A 21,619-nucleotide genomic window follows, 5' to 3' on the forward strand; every position below is an offset into this window, starting at 1 on the left:
GTCAGGGAATGAAAACATTTCAACGAAATAGCAACGTAAAGCCGAACATTACATTAACTAACGATCCAGTTTCTAGGGAAATTGAACATTTCCCTTTATAATGAGGCTCCTGTAACTGCAGAGAGCCAGAACTGGACATCAGCCAAGAATGAATCGATCGGTAAAGCTTTTAAAATTCCTGCTCTGGAGTGGCCTCACCGCTGTCAGCGGCACAATCCTGATAGCAGCCAGTGCGTATCTCTACCTGAGCCCTTCGCTGCCTTCAGTAGACACCCTGCGTGACACTCACCTGCAGACACCACTCCGTGTTTTCTCAAAAGATGAAAAACTGATCGCAGAGTTTGGCGAAAAACGCCGAACCCCAATTCATTTCACAGATACCCCCGAACCTCTGGTCAAAGCCTTTCTGGCGGCTGAAGATGATCGCTTCTATCACCACCCCGGGGTAGATATCATGGGCCTGATGCGCGCAGCGGTGCAGCTGGCCTCAACAGGCCGAATTCAATCGGGCGGAAGCACGATCACCATGCAGGTGGCCAAAAACTTCTTCCTGAGCCATGAGAGAGTCTTCTCCAGAAAGTTCAACGAGATTCTACTGGCTTTACAGATTGAACAGGAACTGACCAAAGACGAAATCTTTGAACTCTATCTCAATAAAATTTATCTGGGTAATCGGGCATACGGTGTAGAAGCTGCTGCACAGGTCTATTACGGTAAATCCATTGATGAACTCAGCCTGGCTCAATGGGCCATGATTGCCGGCCTGCCTAAAGCCCCCTCCCGCTACAACCCGATTAACGGACCAGAGCGCGCACTGGTTCGCCGTAACTGGATTCTTGGCAGAATGCTTGACCTGGGATACATCTCCCAGCTCGACTACGAGGGCGCTGTTGAAGCCCCTATAACAGCCAGTTACCACGGCCCCAGAATAGAAATGCAGGCCCCCTACATTGCCGAGATGGTTCGCCAGGAAATGGTCGAAAGATTCGGGCCAGAAACTTATACCGAAGGCTTCAAGGTCTACACCACTGTAGACAGTGTCTTGCAAACATCGGCTAATGAAGCGGTCGCCAATGGCCTGTTCGCTTATACAGAAAGACACGGCTATCGAGGCCCTGTTACCAATCTGAATGAAGACGAAGAAGGCAACCCTGTTATCCAGCAGGAAGAAGATGCTACCGCTCTGTGGAAAAAGACACTAAAAGAAACCCGTTCTGCCAGTGTTCTGAAGCCCGCGGTGGTGACAGCAGTAGAAGATCAATCGGTCATGATTCTCATGAAAGGAGACAAGCTTGATCGCATTGACTGGGACAACCTCAAATGGGCCAAGTCCTTTATCAATGTTAATGCTTTTGGCTACAACCCTAAACAGGCTTCAGATGTTCTGAAACCCGGCGACCTTATCTGGGTAAGAGAAATGCCTGATGGTCGTTTCCGACTGAGTCAGGAGCCTGAAGCACAATCTTCACTGATCTCCATGAACCCTGAAAATGGCGCCATTCTGGCCCTTGTGGGTGGTTTTAACTTCTACGACAGCATGTATAACCGGGCTACTCAAGCCATCCGTCAGGCTGGCTCGGCCTTCAAACCTTTTGTCTATCTGGCCGCTCTAAACGAAGGACTGACAGCTTCCACCATCATCAACGACGCCCCGGTGGTTTTTGCTGATGAAGGGCTTGAAGGCACATGGCGACCAAACAATGACAATATGAAATTCAATGGCCCCATGCGCTTAAGGGAAGGTCTTTATCGCTCCAGAAACCTGATCTCTATTCGTATTCTCAGAGAGGTGGGTGTGAATCGTACGGTGAACTTCCTGACAGAACTGGGATTACCTGGAGACGCCCTGACCCGAAACCTGTCACTGGCACTGGGTAATGTATCCATGACCCCACTGGAGCTGACAACAGGCTACGCCACCATTGCCAATGGCGGCTATAAAGTCATGCCCTACCTGATCCAACGAGTCGACGTACTTGATGACACAGTATTTGAAGCCAATCCAGCCATAGTCTGCCGGGACTGCAAAAAAGAGCAATCCTCCCCAGAGGGAGCAGTGTCAGAAATTACCGAAACCTCACCTGAACCAGAAACAGATGATGACTCATCGGCTACCGTCGCATCCATCAATGAAGCAGAGTCAGTCATGGACAGCAGGGTCAATTACATCATCAATGACATCATGCGTGACGTGATCTGGAAAGGCACGGGTAAAAGAGCAAGAGCTCTTGAGCGTCACGACATAGGTGGAAAAACCGGAACGACCAATGACAGTAAAGATGCCTGGTTTGTTGGTTTTAATCCTGACGTACTGACCAGTGTCTGGGTTGGCATGGATAATTATTCCACACTGGGTCGCTGGGAATACGGTGCAAACGCTGCCCTGCCTATCTGGATCAGCTATATGAAAACCGCTCTGGCCGACCAGCCAGAAAAACGTCTACCCCAACCTGCAGGCATTGAAACCGTTCGAATTGATCCAAAAACAGGACAATTGGCAAAACAGGGTGACCCTGAAGCCATCTTCGAACTGTTCAGAAAAGAAAATACGCCCAAGAGTGTCAGCGAAGGAAGCATCCCTTCTCTGGAAGACAGCGGATCATTTAAACCTGAAGATTTGTTCTAGGAGGCTGACCGAGAATAGCGTCCGAGCATAAAATTCAGTAGAACGAGTCAACTTTTTCACTGAATTTGTGCGAATAGTTGACCTATTTAAGCAAATTCAGTGGAAAAGATGGCCGCTCTTTCTGGATTTTAGGCCGGGCTGTCTATTCTCAGACAGGCTCCTAGATGTGATCCAGAGACTTCAGAGGGTAATGGGCAGGATAAGGCAAACGAGCCACACCAGAATCCACAGCAGCCTTAGCCACTGCAGCAGAAACATTACCCAGAAGACGCGGATCAGTTGGCTTGGGAATAATGTACTCAGGACCAAAGCTCAACTCAATACCTTCATACGCATCAACCACTTCCTGAACAACTTCCTCTTTGGCCAGCTCACGAATCGCATAAACCGCAGCCACTTTCATTTCTTCATTGATACGACTGGCACGAACATCCAGAGCACCACGGAAGATGAATGGGAAGCCCAATACGTTATTCACCTGATTTGGATAGTCAGAGCGACCTGTAGCCATGATGACATCAGAACGTACTTCTCTGGCCAGCTCTGGACGAATTTCTGGATCAGGATTAGCACAGGCAAAAACGATGGGTTTCTCAGCCATTTTTTCCAGCTGTTCCGGAGACAGCAGGTTGGGACCCGACAAACCCAGAAATGCATCAGCGCCATCAATGGCATCTTCAAGAGTACGACAATCAGTCTCAACGGCAAACAATGCCTTGTACTGATTAAGATCATCACGCCCTGTATGAATAACCCCTTTGCTGTCCAGCATATAAATGTTCGCCGGGGTCATACCACAGCTGATCAGCAACTTAACGCAGGAAATGGCTGCAGAGCCTGCACCCAGACATACCAGACGTGCTTCTTCAATTTTCTTGCCTGCAATCTCAAGTGCATTCAGCATACCGGCAGCGGTTACAATCGCAGTACCATGCTGATCGTCATGGAATACAGGGATATCGCATTCCTCAATCAGCCGACGTTCAATTTCGAAACACTCTGGCGCCTTGATATCTTCAAGGTTGATACCACCAAAGCTACAGGCAACACGCTTGACTGTATCAATGAAATCCTGAGGGCTTTCACAGTCTACTTCCAGATCAATGGAATCTACACCCGCGAAGCGCTTAAACAATAGCGCTTTGCCTTCCATCACAGGCTTACTGGCAAGCGCGCCCAAATTACCCAGACCCAGTATGGCGGTACCGTTACTGATCACCGCAACCAAGTTTCCCTTCATGGTGTATTTATACGCATTTTCAGGGTCAGCAGCGATTTCACGCACTGGCTCCGCGACACCCGGACTATAAGCCAGAGACAGGTCTTTTGCAGTCTCCGCTGGCTTGGTCAGCTCAATTGAGATCTTTCCGGGTTTTGGCTTGGCATGGTAATCCAGAGCGGCTTGCTTCATATCCTTGTACTTTCACCCTAATGAAAATAAGAGATGGGAAAGGTGGAGAATATAGGATCACTGTTTATCGAACAAGGATTCAGCAGGCCAGAAAAGTATATCTACAGACCAGACACCACATTTCATGCACGGTAGCGAAACACCCATAGCGCAAGCAGAACATTTTACGCCACTGTTCACCAGAAAACCTGAGACCAAGCAACGAGCCCTCTAAATGCTTCCAACCAGGAGCCTGACCGAGAATAGTGGTCAAGAATAAAATTCAGTAGAACGAGGCCATTTTTTCGATAAATTTGTGCGAATAGTGGGCCTATTCAATCAAATTTATCGGAAAAATGGGCCGTTCTTTCTGGATTTTAGGCCGACCTGCCTATTCTCGGTCAGGCTCCTAGGAAAGGTGCGAATAAGTCCTATGGCGCTCTGGCCTACCAGGTGGATTCAAAATCAAAAATGGCTAATCCAACTTGCGAATACCATCCTGACTATAAATGCCTATTATCCAACGTTTATACCGCTGTCCACCTTTATTCTTTTCTCTTCGGTCCACTAGCCAACCTCTGAACTCTATACGCTGCCCCACTAAATTTCTTAACCACTCTGTATCGATAAACGACTTAGTATCGATAAACGACTTAGGCACACGAATCACGACAGGACCATCCATTTCCATCCACAGAAAGCCACTCTTTTTTGGACTGGATACTTTAACAACCTTTCCACTGAGAATCCGAAAGCCCGGTTTCAGTCTGTCAGCCCGGACATCAAGAACAGGATTTTTCGACCAGACTCCTCTTTTTCCCTTTCTTGCTTCAGCTTCCTGTAACGTCAGGCAGTTCCTATAAGGATCAGAGTCTTCAGAAAAAAGCTGATAACCCAACCCTTTTTCAATCAAAAGTGACTCTATAGACTGCCCGCCCATTAAGAAAGGGTGAGCCAAAACCCGACCATAATGGTCCTTACCTACCACCTGAATTCTTATTTTTTGCGAATCCGACAATAGCTGTTTAAGCACCAGGGATGCTTTATCTCCTAATGGTTCTGCAGCTTTTTGTTCGTGGGCAATTTCGGGAGTATTTATAGAGGCAAAACGAATTTTACGACCATCCTTCAGCCATAGAGTGTCGCCATCAGCGACGAAGTCCCACTTTACGGTTTCTGAAGCCCCTTTCAGACCACAGGGTTCGATTGCTGAAGCCGTTAAAGCAAAAGAAAACATGCAAATATAAAAAAAGGCGCTCACGACAACGTGAAACGCCTTTTTCGTACAGCCAATAAAGTCAGAAAAAACCATTACGCTACCTTTCGAATCACTCTTCGAAAAAGCATAGCGGTATTTTTAACTCGTGGCTGTCAGCTAGCGGCTGCATAGCAAGCATGTAAATGCTTACTTGCGAGCACCAACCTTGCCGAAACGCTTGGTAAAGCGCTCGATACGACCGCCTGTGTCCATCACTTTCTGAGTGCCGGTGTAGAACGGGTGGCACTTGGAGCAAACTTCAATGTGCAAGTCCTTGCACAGAGTAGAGCGAGTCTGGATCTTGTTACCGCAGGAGCAGGTAACTTCGATAGCTTCGTAGTTCGGATGGATTTCCGGCTTCATGGGATCTACCTCAAAACAATGCGTGCCGCCACCCGGTCTCTGGCAAATAGGAGGCTGAACCAAAAACAGTTAACCCCCTGGCAACTCGGCCAAGGCACCGCACGCGAAATGGTCACCAGCAAGCATTTTCAGAACAGAGTTTCAAAAAACCTGCCCAGAGGCTGCCATTCAGTGACCCTGGAAAATTGAGGCGGAATCATACCAGAGTATCCCCGTCAAGCAAATACCGGTATTTAACGGTTGGTTCATTTCAACCGACCCACAACTCAGGTTAAACTGGTCTGGAGCTTGTCAAAGGGCTCCTAACGCCACTAGCCATTGAAATGCAGCCTCATGACTTCTTGTGAAGATAATTATCTCAGCATCGCCATACCCACCCCTCTGAGGCAGATGTTCGACTATCTTCCTCCTGATAATCAGGCAAACCTTCAACCTGGCATGAGGGTGCAAGTTCCATTTGGTCCCAGAAAATTGATCGGCATTATCGAAGCGATCAAGTCTGACTCAGATTACCCCAGGGAAAAGCTCAAAAAAATCTCGGCCGTTCCTGATCAGGCCCCTTTGATTCCTGAAGATATCATGCAGCTTTGTCGCTGGGCTTCCAGCTACTACCATTACAGCCTCGGCGAAACCTTGCTTCAGGCTCTGCCCAAGACCTTACGTCAGGGAAAACCAGCGACAAGAGAAAAAGTAGCAGTCTGGAGCACCTCTTCTCCTCTGGATGAGTCTGTTACTGCATCACTCAAAAGAGCCCCCAAACAGCTCAAAGCTCTGCAATGGCTGAATGATTACCCTGATGGACTCTCAGAGCCTGAGCTCCGGGAAGTAGGATTCAGCAAAACTATTCTTACCCAATTGCAGAAAAAAGAACGGGTGCAGGTTCGTGAGATTGAGCGGGTCGATCGACTTTTTACCGAATATGACAACCCCGTCAGGCAACCCTCCCTGACATTGAACCCAGAACAGGCTTTCGCACTGGATGGCATTTTGGAATCACCCTCCTTTCATCCAATATTGCTCGATGGTGTCACTGGCAGCGGCAAAACAGAAGTCTATCTTCAGGCAATAGAGGCCACTCTGAAAGCCGGTAAACAGGCGCTGGTTCTGGTCCCGGAAATTGGCCTTACCCCACAAACAGTCAAGCGATTTCGCAGCCGGTTTTCTGTACCCGTCGCTTGTCTGCACTCCGGACTGAGTGACGGCGAAAGGCTGCAAGGCTGGCTGGCAGCCAGTCGGGCCACTGCGGGTGTACTCATAGCGACTCGATCAGGTATTTTTTCACCGCTCCCCAAACTGGGGTTAATCATTGTTGATGAAGAGCATGACAACTCTTACAAACAGCAGGACACTCTTCGATACAATGCCCGGGATCTGGCCATATACCGGGCAAAAATAGCCAACTGCCCGATTGTCCTGGGGTCGGCCACTCCTTCATTGGAAACTCTTGTCAACGCCCGCAAAGGCCGATTCAGCCACCTTGAAATCAAACGCCGGGCCGGGCACGCTCGTCCGCCAACGCTTGAATTGCTGGATATCCGCCAACAAACACTCCATGAAGGCTTTGCCCAGAGTTTGATAAAAAGAATGACATCCACTCTGGATAAAGGGGAGCAGGTCATGGTCTTTTTAAACCGAAGAGGTTATGCCCCCTCTCTAATCTGTCATGACTGTGGAGAAGTAGCCGACTGCCCCCATTGCGACGCCCACCTGACATTGCATCGCATGCCACCTCACATGCACTGTCATCACTGCGATTATCAAACAGCCATACCCTGGTCCTGTCCGAAATGCCAGAGTAAACGACTTCAACCTGTTGGTCAGGGGACAGAGCGCTGCGAGCAAGTTCTGGAACAAATGTTCCCAAAAACCCCTCTGATAAGGGTGGATCGAGACTCGACCCGACGAAAAAATGCACTCTCAGAAATCCTGGAGACCGTTCATACCGGAGAGCCCTGCATTCTTCTGGGCACACAAATGCTGGCCAAAGGTCATCACTTTCCCGACGTAACACTGGTAGCGATCGTCAATGCTGACTCAGGACTGTTCAGTTCTGACTTCAGGGGTCTGGAAAAAACCGGGCAGTTGATTCTTCAGGTAGCAGGAAGAGCTGGCAGGGACAAGAAACCGGGGCATGTCATCATTCAAACCCACAACCCCCAGCACCCTGCCCTGCAGATGCTGGCCAGCCAACAGTACAGCCGGTTCGCAGACAGCTTGCTGAATGAACGAAAACAACTCAAGCTACCACCCGAAGGTTATCTGGCACTGTTCAGAACAGAATCCCCCATTGAATCAACGGGAGAGAATCTTTTGAAAAACATCAGAAATCTTTTACTGAATCAGCAGCAAGACAGCTCTGTGAGAGTATTAGGCCCCATTCCAGCACCTATGGAAAAAAGGCAGGGGCGCTATCGTTACCAGCTTTTTCTGCAAAGTTACCAACGTACATCTTTACACCGAATGCTGGATTCAGCGGTCAAACACCTTGATTCATTGAAGTTACCCAAAGGCCTTCGCTGGACACTGGACGTGGACCCTCAGGAAATGACTTAAAACAAGACACCTCACCTAGGAGGCTGACCGAGAATAGACAACCCAGCCTAAAATCCAGAAAGAACGGCCATCTTTTCCACTGAATTTGCTTAAATAGGTCAACTATTCGCACAAATTCAGTGAAAAAGCTGACTCGTTCTACTGAATTTTATGCTCGGACGCTATTCTCGGTCAGGCTCCTAGAGAATTCGGGCTATAGCCTGAATCTGTCCTCGCTGAAAATTCTGCATGGCGGTACTTCTGGCAAAATCCAGATAAGCACGAATCTCATTATCTGGCAGACTTCGATAGGTATAAAGGTAAACATATCTCATATGGTCATTCATCCCTTTACGGATGACTGGTTTTTCTCTGGCCTTCAGAATTTCAGGAGGCCTTAACGGGCGACCGTCTTTTATTGGCATGACTTCATGAAGAATTCGCTTAGCCCCTACCGACGCACTGGCGGCAAGCTCTGTACCCAGCTCAACCGCATCCAGAGTTTCCATTAACTCTTCAATAAGGCGTATGCGACTGGTTCTTGGCAATTCTATGGATAATTTATCTTCAATGTAAGCCTGCATCCGCAGTGTGTTGCGAGGATCATTGGCCTCCATTTCCAGACGAAGAATTTTCTGACCCAGTGCTGAATTATACCAATCCAGCAACTTCAATAGCTCACCAACACTTAAAGCCTCATCAAGAGTGGCTTCCATGGACGATTTGAAAAGATCAGCGCTGTAACGGACTTTGACAACCTGATTAACTGTATTCACCACTTCCGGTGGCAGAGTATATTCTTTCTGGTCAATGGTCATGCTCGAAAGAACCCAGCCAAGCTGTTCTTCCAACTGAGCATTGTCATACAGTTCACCCAGCAGAATCCCTTTATCCGCAGCTGAAAGCATGCTGCTGGAAAACAATAAGAAAAGTACCCCCCCCGAGAGAAGAGTATTTTTTATTCCCTTCGAGATTGAACAACAAACCTGAAGAATATTTTGCCCAACAGAATAAGCCGAAGCTTTAGCAAAATGACCAAAACTGGAAAATGAAACGTTATTATGTGCATCCATACACTCACCCTGCGAACAGGAAGGCTGTGTTTACAACATACCTAAACCGCAGGACTGTGTAAAATGAGCAAGGTATTCAGTCGTACAATTTACTGACAATAGCCGTCACAGCCGTTTCTACGCGAAGAATTCTTGAACCCAGGTGAATGCGTTCAAATCCCGCTTCTTCCAGCTTTTCCACTTCGTAAGGAATAAACCCACCTTCAGGGCCAATCGCCAGTACCACCTCATCATCGATCTGATGAGGACATGGCACACCACCAACAGGGTGAGCTACAAACCCACGTTTATCTTCCATGATGGCTGGTAGATGATCCTCAACAAAAGGCTTGAAACGTTTCTCAAGGATCACTTCCGGTAACAGCGTATCTCTGGCCTGTTCCAAGCCAAGAATGAGCTGTTCATGGATTTTCCCTTCAGACAGCCAGGGCGACTGCCAAAAGCTTTTCTCTACCCGGTAACTGTTCATCAGGATAATTTTCTTAACCCCCAAAGACGACAGGTGCTGCAAACTTCTTTTCAGCATTTTCGGGCGGGGTAGCGCCAACAGAACCGTCAAAGGTAAAGGTTCGGGAGGTGCCTGATCGAGACACACATCCATTTCCATTGCCTGCTCCGTCAGAGAAACAATAATGCCTTCACCCATTTCTCCATTCAACATTCCCACTCTGATGCTATCACCGGTTTGCGAACGATGAACTTCCAGGACATGCTGAAGGGGTCTTCCCGTCAGCCTGACACGGCTTTCAGCAATAAAGTCAGAAGGAGTCAATAGCAACAAATTCATATCAGGACGCGTCAACACTCAGAAAAGGAAGCACAGCATTCTCCAGATAAAACCTCTTTAACGAAAGATTATTTTATAAAAAATCAGGTATAGGGATACCACCAGATTCCCAGAAGGGGTGATTAATCGCATCAGTTGAAGAGAATCGCTTCTCAGGATCAATTTCCAGTAAGTGACTCAACAAATCCTTTAGTTCTGGAGGAGTCAGGTTCTCCAAAGCCAGTTCCAACTCACTTCGTATATAACCTACAGGATCATCTGGCTGCATCAGTGTAGGAGCCTTCTGAATAAGCGCTTTACCAGTAGCCATTTCATAAAGTACACAGCCAAACGCCCACATATCAGCCTTGGTAGATCGGCCATGGGACCGGTCAAAAAACTCGGGAGGGGCGGTTCCATGATTTCCTGTAAAGTCATCCCATCCAATCTCTTCCTGAACTTGGAAGGCTGCCGACCTAAAGTCGGACAGTTTTGCTTCGCTATCTGCTGTAACCAATACATTATCCGGTTTTAAGTCGCCATGACTGATGGGTGGAAACTGAGCATGCAAGTGGGCCAGAGCATCAACATGTTCAAACGATTCATTTGGAACCATGGATTCCAGCCAGAACCAGCTATCTTTTGATAGGCTCAGATCGGCTCCGCTATTTCGCCCAATCTGTATAAAACTGACATACAACCTTTGCTGATAGGGCATGGGAACCGTTTCTTTCACCAACCCCAAAATCTCATCCAGAGAACTGCAATCATCGATCCTGTGCAAAAGAATAACCTTGATACTGCTGTATAACTCTGCTGCCTTATCGACTTCAATAGCAGTAATATCATCCAAGATATCTCTAATCCGGAGTTTAAAAGCGTTCTTGAATTCGTCTATTTCTGGAAATGAATCACCTTTCAGCACTACAGATAAACTCAATGCTCTCATAGGAGCAATGGATCGTTGACCCAGAGGGGGAGCAGTAGGCTTAAAAAGACTCAGTCTTTTTTTCAGGCGAGTAGGCATCAGAACAACGACGACACTCCGACAGAAAGCCTTCGCTTTGCCAAAAGCCAGAGAGGTAGCCTTGCCAAGGCTGATAGCAGCCATCTTGATGGTGGTACAGGATTTTATCGTCCTGCGATAGCCTCTGCACATTAGCCATATAGGTCCTGAAATTTTGTCATCCCTGTATACACTTAGACAAAAAAGGACAGTGTCATACCTGTGGCAGAGCCTTCCCGAAAGAGGGCTACCTGCGAGTTTACGACTTTATTCTGGCGCAGATGACTTGATAAGTCTGGAGAAAATAATACCGGTTTCAAACAACAGCCACATGGGAATGGCCAGAAGAGACTGGGACACTACATCGGGAGGCGTCAAAAGCATGCCGATCACAAAACAGCCAACCACGATATAAGGCCGTTTTTTTGAGAGACTGTCTACCGTTGAAATTCCGCTCCACACCAACAAAACAGTGGCTACAGGAATTTCAAAAGCCATGCCGAATGCAAAGAACAGTTTCAGTATAAACTCGAGATATCGATTGATATCCGTCATCACAGTCACCGATTCGGGTCCAACACTCGTGAAGAAAGAGAAGATAATCGGGAAGACCACATAATAGGCAAAGGCCATACCCAAATAAAAAAGCAGAACACTGGCGACCAGCATGGGTATTGCGACACGCTTTTCATTCTTATACAAACCGGGTGCTATAAAGCCCCAAACTTGATGCAAAATGTAGGGAATCGCCAGAAAAAAAGCGACAAACAGTGTCAGTTTGAAAGGTGCCAGAAAAGGGGATGCCACTTCAGTGGCAATCATTGTGCTGCCTTCCGGAAGATGAGCCCTTAGAGGCTCAGATACAAACAGGTAGATATCGTTGGAAAAATAAAAAAGTCCCAGAAAAATGGCTAATACCGCGATGAAACTTCGAAGTAAACGACTCCTGAGTTCAATCAGATGTTGAACCAGAGGCTGCTCCTTGTCGGCTCCATCTTTAATGCTCATACGTTCTTGTCTTTTTTCTCTTCAGCTGCGCTGTTCGCTTTGCTGTCACTGTCACTGGGTGGGTTTTCACTAAGATCAAAAGGCTTATTTAATGCTTCCAGTGGATCTTTGATCGACTCGGTGACCTGAGAGCGAGTTTTTTCCAACTCTTTCATAACCTGCTCGTTATGAATTTGTCTTTTGATACCATCAACATCCAGCTCTTTTTCCAGCTCTTCCTTGGCAGACTGGAAGCTGCGTTTAATTTTGCCTACCCAGTAGGCTGTGGTTCGAATAGCGCCCGGCAATCTCTCCGGTCCCAATACGACCAGAGCAATAACAGCAATAAGAAGCAGCTCTGTGAAACCGATATCGAACACTTTTTCTCCAGGGATATTTCAAAACGTTTTCAACGTAACAATCAGCCGACCCTGCTTCCTGAAGCACAGGAGAAGAAAACCGAAGCCTTCCACTTTTCAGGTTGCCAGCAGATTACCTTACCTCATAACTTCCGTTGACTGTCTTCAGGCTCTTTTTCCTGCTTGCTGCTCTCGGACTCCAACGGCTTCTGCTCTTCCTCAGAAGAAATAGCCTTCTTGAATCCCTTAACGGCACTCCCCAAATCACCACCCAGACCTTTCAGCTTCTTGGTGCCAAACAACATGACGACAATCAGCAGAATGATGAGCAACTGCCAGATACTGATTCCACCAAATCCCATAATCTACTTTCCTTTTAAGCTAGTCAGGAGCTGTTGACGAGTGAGCCAACGCCCCCCAAAACATTAACAGCCGCTTCTCTCAGGAAACCGGCTGTTAATTCTCGGTCAGGCTCCCAGGAGCCTGACCGAGAATAGCGTCCGAGCATAAAATTCAGTAGAGCAAGTCAGCTTTTTCACTGAATTTGTGCGAATAGTTGACCTATTTAAGCAAATTCAGTGGAAAAGATGGCCGTTCTTTCTGGATTTTAGGCCGGGCTGTCTATTCTCGGTCAGCCTCCTAGTGTACCGGAATACTGATCAATCGACACTCAGCTGTCTCGAGAGGCTTTTTCATCAATACCAGACAAACCAAAGCGTCTCTCCAGTTCTTTCAGAACCTCTTTGTGGCTCAGACCCAGATGGGACAACATGACCAATGAGTGAAACCACAAGTCTGCCGTTTCATAAACCACATCATCAAGACTGCCACCAAACTCTGCGGCTTTAGCGGCTATCAGCGTTTCTGCCGATTCTTCACCGACCTTTTTAAGAATCTTGTCCATACCTGCAGCATGCAGACTGGATACATAGGAACTGTCCGGACTGGCTTGACGACGCTCTTCCAGAACTGCTCCCAGTTTCTCTAAGATGTTATCCATTATCGCTGTTTCCGCTCTTGTCAGCCTGTTCGCTGAAAGCTCCGTAGATGGCATCAGGACTTTTCAGAACTCCATCCGTAGTTAACCATTGTCCCTCTTCGGTCAACTTCCGGTAGAAGCAGGATTCCCGACCGGTATGACAAGCGATACCACCCAGCTGCTCAACCACCAGCAGAATCGAGTCACCATCACAGTCCAATCTCAGTTCATGCAACTTCTGTACATGGCCGGATGACTCTCCTTTACGCCAGAGTTTGCCGCGAGATCGGGACCAGTATACAGCCTGCTGTTCCTTGGCTGTTAAAGCCAGAGCTTCCCGGTTCATCCAGGCTTGCATCAGTATTCGGCCGGTATGATGATCCTGAGCAGTAGCCGCTACCAATCCATCACGATTAAAGTTAACTTCATCCAGCCAACTCATGTTACTCATAGACACTCCTATCGAGTCAGGAGCCAGCCCCCGACGCCTCCCATTATCACCCCTTGCCAGGGTATCTGCGTAGACCACTCCGGGAACACCAGCACAGCAGCGGCCAGTAAAACTAGCACACCACCCAGCCACTTCAGCTTGCCGGACTGCTTATCTGCCCGGTTATGCATAGCCATCAACTTTTGCTGATGTTCGGAAATCTGTTTGACACTGTGCAGAGCATTTCTGGCCATATTGGGTGCACTAAGCAGCCAGTCAGGAACATTATCACGCACGGATCGACTAATACCGCAGGGACTGACCTGATCTTTCATCCATTTTTCAAGGTAAGGCTGAGCCGTATTCCACAAATCCAGGTCTGGATATAACTGACGACCCAGCCCCTCGACGTTCAACAACGTTTTTTCCAGTAGAACCAATTGAGGTTGAACCTCCATTTCAAACCTTCGTGCCACTTGGAACAACCTGACCAAAAGGTGCCCGAATGAAATATCTTTCAATGGTCGTTCAAATATAGGCTCGCATACTGTCCGGATGGCTGCTTCCAGCTCACCAACAACAGTATGGGAAGGAACCCAACCCGAATCCACATGCAGCTGAGCTACTTTGCGATAATCCCGTTTAAAAAAGGCCAGCAGATTACAGGCCAGATAATACTGATCCTCTGGCTCCAGAGTCCCTACAATGCCGCAGTCAATGCCAATGTACCTGGGCTCGGAAGGATCAGTGATATCGACAAAAATATTGCCCGGGTGCATATCCGCATGAAAGAACCGGTCTCGGAAAACCTGGGTAAAGAAAATTTCCACTCCCCTTTCCGCCAGCTTTTTCATGTCCGTGCCATTGGCTTTCAGCGTTTCTGTATCAGCAACAGGCACACCATAAATTCGTTCCATAACCATGACTGATGGCTTACAGAAGTCCCAATAAACCTGGGGAACAAACAACAATGGCGAGCTAATAAAGTTTCTTCGTAACTGAGAGGTATTAGCGGCTTCCCGTAACAGGTCCAGTTCATCCAGAATGGTCTTCTCATAATCCCTGACCACTTCCATCGGCCTGAGCCTTTTAGCCTCTCTTATCAGGGTTATAAGCAAACGACTGAAGCCATACATCAGCCTGATATCTTTACGAATCACTTTTTCAATGCCAGGTCGTATCACCTTAACGACCACCTCTTCGCCTGAGTGCAAACGGGCACCATGCACCTGAGCGATGGAAGCAGAAGCCATGGGTTCATGATCAAAACGATCAAACAGTTCCGATACGGGAGCATGCAGGCTTTTTTCAATAATGGTGACGGCGTCTGCTGCAGGGAAAGGCTCTACTCGATCCTGCAATCGAGCCAGTTCATCACTGATATCATCCGGTAACAGATCTCGTCGAGTGGAGAGGATCTGACCAAACTTGATAAAGATGGGCCCCAGAGATTCAAGCCCTTTTCTAAGGCGAATGGCTCTGGGTTCAGTATTTTTGATGAAGTACCGCCAGGGAAGGAGCCTCATTAGTACTCTGGCGGGAAATGGCAGACGATCAATTTCTACCAGATCATCAAGCCTGTAGCGGGCAATGGCCCCAACAATTTTTATTAAACGGGTTAACTGCAGCACCCTTTTCTCCCGCGAAACAGTTTATCGTGAAAAATGTTTTGCCTGACTGCTATCCACATTCAAATATCATGCAAAATATTTTTCTTCACTCATGACTGGTTAGTCACCGGCTCAGCAGCCGATCTCATCAAGATTTGCTCAGACGCTGGCTCAAACGATCAACGGCTTTGCTGAGGCTATCTACCTCACGGTTGAAAGCGTTAACCTCCGGTTCGCATGGAACCACTTTCAACGCATCCTCAAGATAAATAGCTGCATGACTTGAAAGAGTTTGTCCCGACCCTGAAAGAGTGGAGCCTATCAAACGTAAGCCTTCTGCCAACGAATGGCCAGCCACAGGCCCGACCTGTTCACAAATCAGACCTTCCCAGTCGAGCTCCATCTTCTGGTGCACAGATTCAAGAGAGGCCAGAACAGCCTGATCACCAGACACATCCAGCCCCTTGATTGCCCCCCAGGAAGAGGTTCGATCAGCAGCCAGAGCAATAAAACGGCTCAAAGGCCCCTGCAAGGTGGCATCAACAGAACCTTCATGCCAGCCCGCACAACGTACTCCCAATGAATCCAGAAAAACATAGCAGTCGAAATCAGGCTGAAGACACACGAAGTGGATAACACTGCCATCCAGAAACTTTAGAGCTTCTGCAGTCACTGGATCCAGCTTCAACAGCTGATTAATCCTGGTCTCCAGAAACGCCAGAAATGCCGTTTTCATCATAATCAGGGTTTGATGCCTTTGTGCAGAGCGACAATGCCACCGGTCATGTTGTGATAGGTGGTATTTACAAAGCCGGCTTCTTTCATCATGGCTTCGAGGGTTTTCTGGTCAGGATGCTTGCGAATGCTCTCAGCCAGATAACGATAACTCTCTGAATCACCCGCCACCAATTTACCCATGGCCGGCAGCAGCGAGAAAGAATAAGTATCATAGACTTTGGTTAACAGAGGGTTGTTGGTCTTGGAAAACTCCAGAACCAACAGACGGCCACCCGGTTTCAGAACCCGGCACATGGAACGTAGCGCCTCTGCCTTGTCCGTCACATTCCGAAGACCAAAGGCGATGGTAATACAGTCAAAGGTGTTTTCAGGAAAGGGCAGGCATTCAGCATTAGCCTGTACATACTCAACATTGCCCACAATCCCCTGGTCAATCAGGCGATCACGCCCCACTCTGAGCATGGATTCATTGATATCGGCCAGCACCACTCTGCCCGTATCACCCACCAAACGAGAGAACTGCTTGGTCAGGTCGCCCGTACCACCCGCAATATCCAGCACCTGATGACCTTTCCGGACAGCAGACAATTCAATGGTGAAACGCTTCCAAAGCCTATGAACACCCATCGACATCAGATCATTCATCACATCATAGCTGTCTGCTACTGAGTGAAAGACACCCGCTACCATTTTCTCTTTTTCATCAGGCTTCACATCTTTGTAGCCAAAGTGTGTCTTGTCCTGATCTCTTACCTTGTCAGTCATCCAGATCTCCGCCCCAGCACCAGAAAACCATCCGAACCGGTCGACTGATCTCTACCTTCGATCAGGCTACCGATTTCGATTTCTGAAGGCTGGCAAGCATTCGGGAAAAATTGCTGGCTATTGTAATGGGTAATGACACAGAGGTAAATTTGCCTGAATATTGCACCCTTGCGCGACCGCCTCTCAATACAGCCAGTACAGGAAGAATGAATAATTTTTTTGCAAGTCCGTTCAAGGGAATTCCCCTGAAAGAACAGGTCACCCACTCTAATATGATAAGGCCTTCAGCTCAGCCAAAGTGGCTTTGCGAATTATTCAAGCTTTGATATCTGCCTTCCAGCCTGCCAATACGCAAAACCAGAGTAAACTGTCCAGGTGACAAAGCGGCATGGTGCCATTATCAACGCCCAGGTTTGCACCCCTGGCCTTTGTGGAGCGGCGCAGTCCTTCGTCGGTGAGTTTTTTCGTATTCGAGCCCAAATATATGTTAAAGCCATGATCCAGCTGCCCCGGATAAATCTCATCAGGAAACCGGTAGCTCCTAATATCATGAACATACCGATAGGTCGGGTCGCACCAGTAGCCACATTCTGAAACAGCCCGGCGTAAGGCTTCTTCAGGGAATGCTTGTTCAATATGTTGTTTCATGGCTTCTGGCTCCATCCCAAAAGCGGTGCCGAATAAGTCGGCTGCTATCGCCACCAATTCACTGGCCAGTTGTCGCATGTGGTCTGCGTTTTGGTAGTCCAGGGTATGGGTATCGTGCCGGACTCTCAGCCAGTTGATCACCAACCCGTAAAACACTTTACCCAACTCGGTGACTCGAACCTGCCCCTGGATTTCAGGACGAGACGCATCGAAGTTTTTTCCCATACCAAAACAGGTACTGGTGACCTCCTGGAAGCTTCGAACATCTGCCAAGTCCCTCATCCCCACGGGGGTCGGTGCAATGTTAGGGTAATCCAGCGCATTCCATTCTCCCAATGTCCCCGGAACGTCCTGACCACCATAAAAAGGCGTGGGAGACCAGCCCCTTCCGTCTGCAGAGTTATGGAAGCAGCTTAATGCGTCTGGCGGCTGAAAACCCTGCCGCAAAAGACGACCGCCATCTCTGGCAAACAGTCGAATCCCTGCCAGTGAGGCTTCTACCGAAAGCCCCTCCTCACCAGAAGTCTGGTAGGAGTAATGGTGATAAAGCCGGGTATTATCGTCATCATCAAATACCTGCAAACACGCCGACCCGTCTCCCGCGAAGGCAATGCCTGACAGCATCTCTTCGGGTAAACCGCACTGACGCAACTTTTCCTGAGCATTGGGCAAACGAAAGACACCCCTGGGCTTGATTAAAGCGCTTTCCAACCCTAGCGTGGAGCGATGTTCACGAAAAAATGCCAGATGAGGCTGTTCTCGAATAAAGTCTTCCCATTTTTCTGTAACACCGGGCTGCTGTTTCAGAAATTTAAATCGTCGATAGCCGCACGATACCTCTCCTGAGGGAAAAGCCAGACTTCGGCCATAAGGCTCTATGTTCTGGCTGGTGAGAAACTCTTGCTCCCATTGTCTTGGCAGCTCAGGCAGGCCATCCTGCTGGCATAAGCCCTGGTGGCATTTTACAGCTTGCATGAGCGGCACCGTGAACGTTTCTTCCGTTTTGAGTGCGGAGCCGCAATCCAGACTCAGCCCAATCAGGTGCCATGGATATAAGTGCACTTTGTTGTAAAACATCTTGAAATCAGGTTCAACAAACAGTGAATCCGAGTCTGCTGTCGTTAATCGAGAATCATCAAGAATGTACTTCTGGACAGCAGGTGTGAGTTTTTTCAGTACCAGTGCCTGATACTCAAGGGGAAGCCCTTCTGATTGTATTTCCAGCATCAATTGCAGAGCCTGCTGTTCATCCTGTAAAGCGCGGGGATGAAGCCTGAGAAATTCTACGACTTTACCTAAAGATCTTTCCTCCCACTCCGCAGGCTTATATCTTAATTGTCCACAAAGTGAATCAGTACAATCCATCGGTTTGAGTGTATGGGGAGGGATAGCAACGCCCAGAGCCGGATGGTTATACAAAGCCAGAAACTCACGAAACCAGTTGCAATTTCTGGGCATCCCCCCCTCCAAAAGAGCCTGCATAGTACGGAAAACAGGCGGGTGACCAGAGAACCTTAACAATTGCCTGCGCCGTTCTCGAGCCCGGTTTAAGTCGACCTCCATCGGACTAGCAGCCAGGCTCCAGCTATTATGGCGATACAAAAGCTCCAGCGGGGTATAGCCGAAACGGTTCTGCTGGTTGGCCAGCCGCTCTGCAGGGACTAAAGCAAACAGCCTGTCATAGTCGGGCGAATACACGGTCAGTGCGTGAACATATAAGATAGACCTATTCTCAACCTCTGACAGAGCTGAGGCCATGAGATGAAGTATATTGGTACCGTTTCTGCTCTGCTGGCAAAGAATATCATTTATTGGCCCGGTCAATGTCGATGCCAACTTGTCAAACAGCTTTCCCTGCCCCAGTATAAAGGCGCATGTCAGCAACTTTTCCCGATCAGCCTCTGGCAGCTTATCCAGTTCAGCCTGAATCAGGTCAGGATGGTTTGCTATATTGACTTCCAGCACAGCCAATTGATCCAACAGAGGCTTTGAGCTGAGTAACTGTCTGACAGGCAGAAAATGATCATCAGAAGCGGGTGATGCAGAAAGTCTTTCCTTTAGCGAGACAAACAGCGCGGGTAGCAGACAGAGACCTAGACTCTCAGGCAGGCGATACTCGGGATTGTGCTTCACCATATGCATAAGATACATTCCCTCGCACTTCATTACTTCTACAGCTGCTTTTTGTATCTCTTCTTTTGTAAAATGCTGCTCCAGCAGAGCCAGATAAGCCGGATCAGCCTTCAAAATGAGACATTCAATATTATTAAGCAGGATCTTGCGAGTGATCTCCGAGCCTGAATTTTCCAGAAATTGAAAGAGCAGTCCAAAAGGGATAGCAGGGATATAATACAATTCCTGGCTTTTATTTAGACCCAGACCAAGATTTGCCAGCTTCTGTAACAGTGGCAGATTGGATGGGTACATGAACTCAAAAACCAAGTCTGAAATAAACCTTTGCAGGGAATCAGGAACTCTTTTTTCTCCTAAACTCGAGCCCAATAAGCTTTCATCCAGATCAGAAAGTACCTGTTTATGCAACTGCACTATGCAATAATTGTCGCTTAAGGGAAGATCTATATCCAGAATCACCTGCCTGATCTGCTTCAATCTTTCAAGATGATCAACCACTAGCGGCTGGATATGCCTAAGCTTGAGTTCCCTGTGAGGGATGCCTTCTTGTCCCTTGTTGCTGCAAAGCAGGTGGCTGGAAGAAGGCTCTGCCCCCCCTAATGCCTCAGTGCCTGGATGATCCAGATAGTCCGGTTCACAGCCATATCCCGATTGTCCGCCAAGTCCCTGCATGTATCATCTCCTTTTTTTGTAAACTCCTGCAAAGTGAGATGACTTAATCTACCTAAAGTTCCCTCGTAGCCCATTTGAAAACCGGGCACTCAAACCGAACATACCAACTTCTGACAGGACACGATTAATCATTCAGCGTTTTCTAACCACAACACTGCCAATGGAGTAACCCGCCCCAAATGAGCAGATCACCCCATAATTACCCGCTTCCAGGTCAACAGAATATTTATGAAAGGCAATAATTGAGCCGGCAGAACTGGTATTAGCGTATTCGTCCAGAATGATCGGGGCTTCTTCAGGAGTGGCGTCACGACCCAGAACTTTTCGTGAAATGAGCAGATTCATATTCAAGTTTGCCTGATGCAACCACATACGAGAAAGATCTGCTGAGGTCAGCCTTAACTCATCTAAATGACTGGCAATAATTTCTGCTACTTTCGGGCAGACTTCCTTGAAGACCTTACGACCATTCTGCACAAACAGTTTGTCTGGTTGCCCTATGCCAGATTCATCCGCACGATTCAGGAAACCGAAATTATTACGGATATTACTGGAAAACTGAGTCCAGGCCCTGGTACCGAGTATCTCAAATCCTTTTTCATTTCTAGCGGTACTGTCCGCTTCAACAACAACCGCCGTACAGGCATCACCAAAAATAAAGTGACTGTCACGGTCACGAAAATTCAAATGACCTGAAGTAATCTCGGGACTGATCACCAGAACTCTTTCAGCATTACCAGAGAGAATGGCGTCTGTTGCCGCCTTGATACCAAAAGTTGCTGAAGAACAGGCCACATTCATATCGTAGGCGTAGCCAGATGCTCCCAGGTAATATTGCACTTCAACCGCAATAGCAGGGTAAGCCCTTTGCAGGTTGGAACATGCCACAATCACCAGATCGATTTCTTCAGGCCTGACTCTGGCCTGGGAGAGCGCATCTCGGGCAGCATGCAATGCCATTTCGCACTGCACAGATATTTCTTCATTGTCCCGTTCAGGCAGATGAGGGGCCATACGATCAGGATCAAGTACACCCTCCCGATTCATGACGTATCGACTTTTAATGCCCGATGCTTTTTCTATGAAAGCACTGCTACTCAGTGGCAGTGCCTCTTTCTCACCCTCAGTAATAGCCTGCTGGTGTTTGTCGTTTTCTTTTTGAGCCCAGGTGTTATAGCTCGTGACCAGTTCATCATTACTGATAGCACTGGCTGGGGTATAAAGCCCCGTTCCTGTGATAATTGCAGCGACAGCCATGCTTGCCTCGATCACCTTATGCTTATG

18 protein-coding genes are annotated in these 21,619 nt (G+C 48.0%); 2 read left to right on the forward strand and 16 right to left on the reverse strand.

Annotated features, from left to right (window positions below; genetic code table 11):
* The first annotated feature begins 148 nt into the window (after positions 1-148).
* Positions 149-2,626, forward strand: coding sequence for a penicillin-binding protein 1A (locus GZ78_RS02245; RefSeq protein ID WP_034832446.1), 2,478 nt, complete (start codon positions 149-151; stop codon positions 2,624-2,626).
* Positions 2,627-2,786: 160 nt separating this feature from the next.
* Here the strand turns inward: GZ78_RS02245 and GZ78_RS02250 are convergent, their stop codons facing one another.
* The 3 genes from GZ78_RS02250 to rpmE form a co-directional block, all read right to left on the reverse strand.
* Positions 2,787-4,037, reverse strand: a complete 1,251-nt coding sequence (locus GZ78_RS02250; protein ID WP_034832449.1) for a malic enzyme-like NAD(P)-binding protein — start codon at positions 4,035-4,037, stop codon at positions 2,787-2,789.
* Between the two features lie 454 nt (positions 4,038-4,491).
* Entirely contained in the window at positions 4,492-5,328 is an 837-nt protein-coding gene (locus GZ78_RS02255) for a thermonuclease family protein (protein WP_034832452.1), read from the reverse strand.
* A gap of 93 nt (positions 5,329-5,421) precedes the next feature.
* Positions 5,422-5,637, reverse strand: coding sequence for a 50S ribosomal protein L31 (gene rpmE / locus GZ78_RS28055; protein ID WP_081869634.1), 216 nt, complete (start codon positions 5,635-5,637; stop codon positions 5,422-5,424).
* Between the two features lie 333 nt (positions 5,638-5,970).
* Between rpmE and GZ78_RS02265 the strand changes: the two genes are divergently transcribed.
* Entirely contained in the window at positions 5,971-8,190 is a 2,220-nt protein-coding gene (locus GZ78_RS02265) for a primosomal protein N' (RefSeq protein WP_034832457.1), read from the forward strand.
* Between the two features lie 179 nt (positions 8,191-8,369).
* On the opposite strand, the gene GZ78_RS02270 is transcribed toward GZ78_RS02265, so the two are convergent.
* From GZ78_RS02270 to GZ78_RS02335, 13 genes are all read right to left on the reverse strand, one after another.
* A complete protein-coding gene (locus GZ78_RS02270; protein WP_034832459.1) occupies positions 8,370-9,242 on the reverse strand; it encodes a DUF2059 domain-containing protein in 873 nt (290 codons plus the stop codon).
* Between the two features lie 76 nt (positions 9,243-9,318).
* Positions 9,319-10,029 (reverse strand): 16S rRNA (uracil(1498)-N(3))-methyltransferase, encoded by a 711-nt coding sequence (locus GZ78_RS02275; protein ID WP_034832461.1) that lies wholly within the window; start codon positions 10,027-10,029, stop codon positions 9,319-9,321.
* Positions 10,030-10,102: 73 nt separating this feature from the next.
* Complete coding sequence (locus GZ78_RS02280) at positions 10,103-11,167, reverse strand: protein kinase domain-containing protein (protein ID WP_034832464.1); 1,065 nt, start codon at positions 11,165-11,167, stop codon at positions 10,103-10,105.
* A gap of 114 nt (positions 11,168-11,281) precedes the next feature.
* Positions 11,282-12,022: a twin-arginine translocase subunit TatC gene (gene tatC, locus GZ78_RS02285; RefSeq protein WP_034832467.1), complete on the reverse strand. Its 741-nt coding sequence runs from the start codon at positions 12,020-12,022 to the stop codon at positions 11,282-11,284.
* On the reverse strand, positions 12,019-12,381 hold the full coding sequence (gene tatB, locus GZ78_RS02290; protein WP_034832469.1) for a Sec-independent protein translocase protein TatB: 363 nt from the start codon (positions 12,379-12,381) through the stop codon (positions 12,019-12,021). The genes tatC and tatB overlap by 4 nt, the downstream gene beginning before the upstream one ends.
* A 122-nt stretch (positions 12,382-12,503) precedes the next feature.
* The gene (gene tatA, locus GZ78_RS02295) at positions 12,504-12,722 is read right to left on the reverse strand and encodes a twin-arginine translocase TatA/TatE family subunit (RefSeq protein WP_034832471.1); all 219 of its coding nucleotides are present in this window, start codon (positions 12,720-12,722) and stop codon (positions 12,504-12,506) included.
* 308 nt (positions 12,723-13,030) lie between these two features.
* Positions 13,031-13,360 carry a phosphoribosyl-ATP diphosphatase gene (locus GZ78_RS02300; protein WP_034832472.1) on the reverse strand — a complete coding sequence of 110 codons (330 nt, stop codon included), beginning with the start codon at positions 13,358-13,360 and terminating at the stop codon, positions 13,031-13,033.
* Positions 13,353-13,781, reverse strand: coding sequence for a phosphoribosyl-AMP cyclohydrolase (hisI, locus tag GZ78_RS02305; protein ID WP_051785742.1), 429 nt, complete (start codon positions 13,779-13,781; stop codon positions 13,353-13,355). Before hisI ends, GZ78_RS02300 begins: the two co-directional genes overlap by 8 nt.
* A 17-nt stretch (positions 13,782-13,798) precedes the next feature.
* Entirely contained in the window at positions 13,799-15,400 is a 1,602-nt protein-coding gene (ubiB, locus tag GZ78_RS02310) for a ubiquinone biosynthesis regulatory protein kinase UbiB (protein ID WP_034832474.1), read from the reverse strand.
* 127 nt (positions 15,401-15,527) lie between these two features.
* On the reverse strand, positions 15,528-16,118 hold the full coding sequence (locus GZ78_RS02315; RefSeq protein WP_034832476.1) for a ubiquinone biosynthesis accessory factor UbiJ: 591 nt from the start codon (positions 16,116-16,118) through the stop codon (positions 15,528-15,530).
* 2 nt (positions 16,119-16,120) lie between these two features.
* A complete protein-coding gene (gene ubiE / locus GZ78_RS02320; RefSeq protein ID WP_034832477.1) occupies positions 16,121-16,882 on the reverse strand; it encodes a bifunctional demethylmenaquinone methyltransferase/2-methoxy-6-polyprenyl-1,4-benzoquinol methylase UbiE in 762 nt (253 codons plus the stop codon).
* A gap of 315 nt (positions 16,883-17,197) precedes the next feature.
* Positions 17,198-20,335, reverse strand: a complete 3,138-nt coding sequence (locus tag GZ78_RS02330; RefSeq protein WP_034832479.1) for a hypothetical protein — start codon at positions 20,333-20,335, stop codon at positions 17,198-17,200.
* Between the two features lie 132 nt (positions 20,336-20,467).
* Entirely contained in the window at positions 20,468-21,592 is a 1,125-nt protein-coding gene (locus tag GZ78_RS02335; protein ID WP_034832480.1) for a beta-ketoacyl-ACP synthase III, read from the reverse strand.
* Positions 21,593-21,619: the final 27 nt, after the last annotated feature.

The sequence above is a fragment of the Endozoicomonas numazuensis genome (genome assembly GCF_000722635.1).
In the GTDB taxonomy this organism is placed as follows: Bacteria; Pseudomonadota; Gammaproteobacteria; order Pseudomonadales; family Endozoicomonadaceae; genus Endozoicomonas_A; species Endozoicomonas_A numazuensis.

Coding starts and splice junctions, on each gene's coding strand:
- GZ78_RS02245 (WP_034832446.1), top strand. CDS start 149: ATGAATCGATCGGTAAAGCTTTTAAAATTCCTGCTCTGGAGTGGCCTC.
- GZ78_RS02250 (WP_034832449.1), bottom strand. CDS start 4,037: ATGAAGCAAGCCGCTCTGGATTACCATGCCAAGCCAAAACCCGGAAAG.
- GZ78_RS02255 (WP_034832452.1), bottom strand. CDS start 5,328: ATGGTTTTTTCTGACTTTATTGGCTGTACGAAAAAGGCGTTTCACGTT.
- rpmE (WP_081869634.1), bottom strand. CDS start 5,637: ATGAAGCCGGAAATCCATCCGAACTACGAAGCTATCGAAGTTACCTGC.
- GZ78_RS02265 (WP_034832457.1), top strand. CDS start 5,971: ATGACTTCTTGTGAAGATAATTATCTCAGCATCGCCATACCCACCCCT.
- GZ78_RS02270 (WP_034832459.1), bottom strand. CDS start 9,242: ATGGATGCACATAATAACGTTTCATTTTCCAGTTTTGGTCATTTTGCT.
- GZ78_RS02275 (WP_034832461.1), bottom strand. CDS start 10,029: ATGAATTTGTTGCTATTGACTCCTTCTGACTTTATTGCTGAAAGCCGT.
- GZ78_RS02280 (WP_034832464.1), bottom strand. CDS start 11,167: ATGTGCAGAGGCTATCGCAGGACGATAAAATCCTGTACCACCATCAAG.
- tatC (WP_034832467.1), bottom strand. CDS start 12,022: ATGAGCATTAAAGATGGAGCCGACAAGGAGCAGCCTCTGGTTCAACAT.
- tatA (WP_034832471.1), bottom strand. CDS start 12,722: ATGGGATTTGGTGGAATCAGTATCTGGCAGTTGCTCATCATTCTGCTG.
- GZ78_RS02300 (WP_034832472.1), bottom strand. CDS start 13,360: ATGGATAACATCTTAGAGAAACTGGGAGCAGTTCTGGAAGAGCGTCGT.
- hisI (WP_051785742.1), bottom strand. CDS start 13,781: ATGAGTTGGCTGGATGAAGTTAACTTTAATCGTGATGGATTGGTAGCG.
- GZ78_RS02315 (WP_034832476.1), bottom strand. CDS start 16,118: ATGATGAAAACGGCATTTCTGGCGTTTCTGGAGACCAGGATTAATCAG.
- ubiE (WP_034832477.1), bottom strand. CDS start 16,882: ATGACTGACAAGGTAAGAGATCAGGACAAGACACACTTTGGCTACAAA.
- GZ78_RS02330 (WP_034832479.1), bottom strand. CDS start 20,335: ATGCAGGGACTTGGCGGACAATCGGGATATGGCTGTGAACCGGACTAT.
- GZ78_RS02335 (WP_034832480.1), bottom strand. CDS start 21,592: ATGGCTGTCGCTGCAATTATCACAGGAACGGGGCTTTATACCCCAGCC.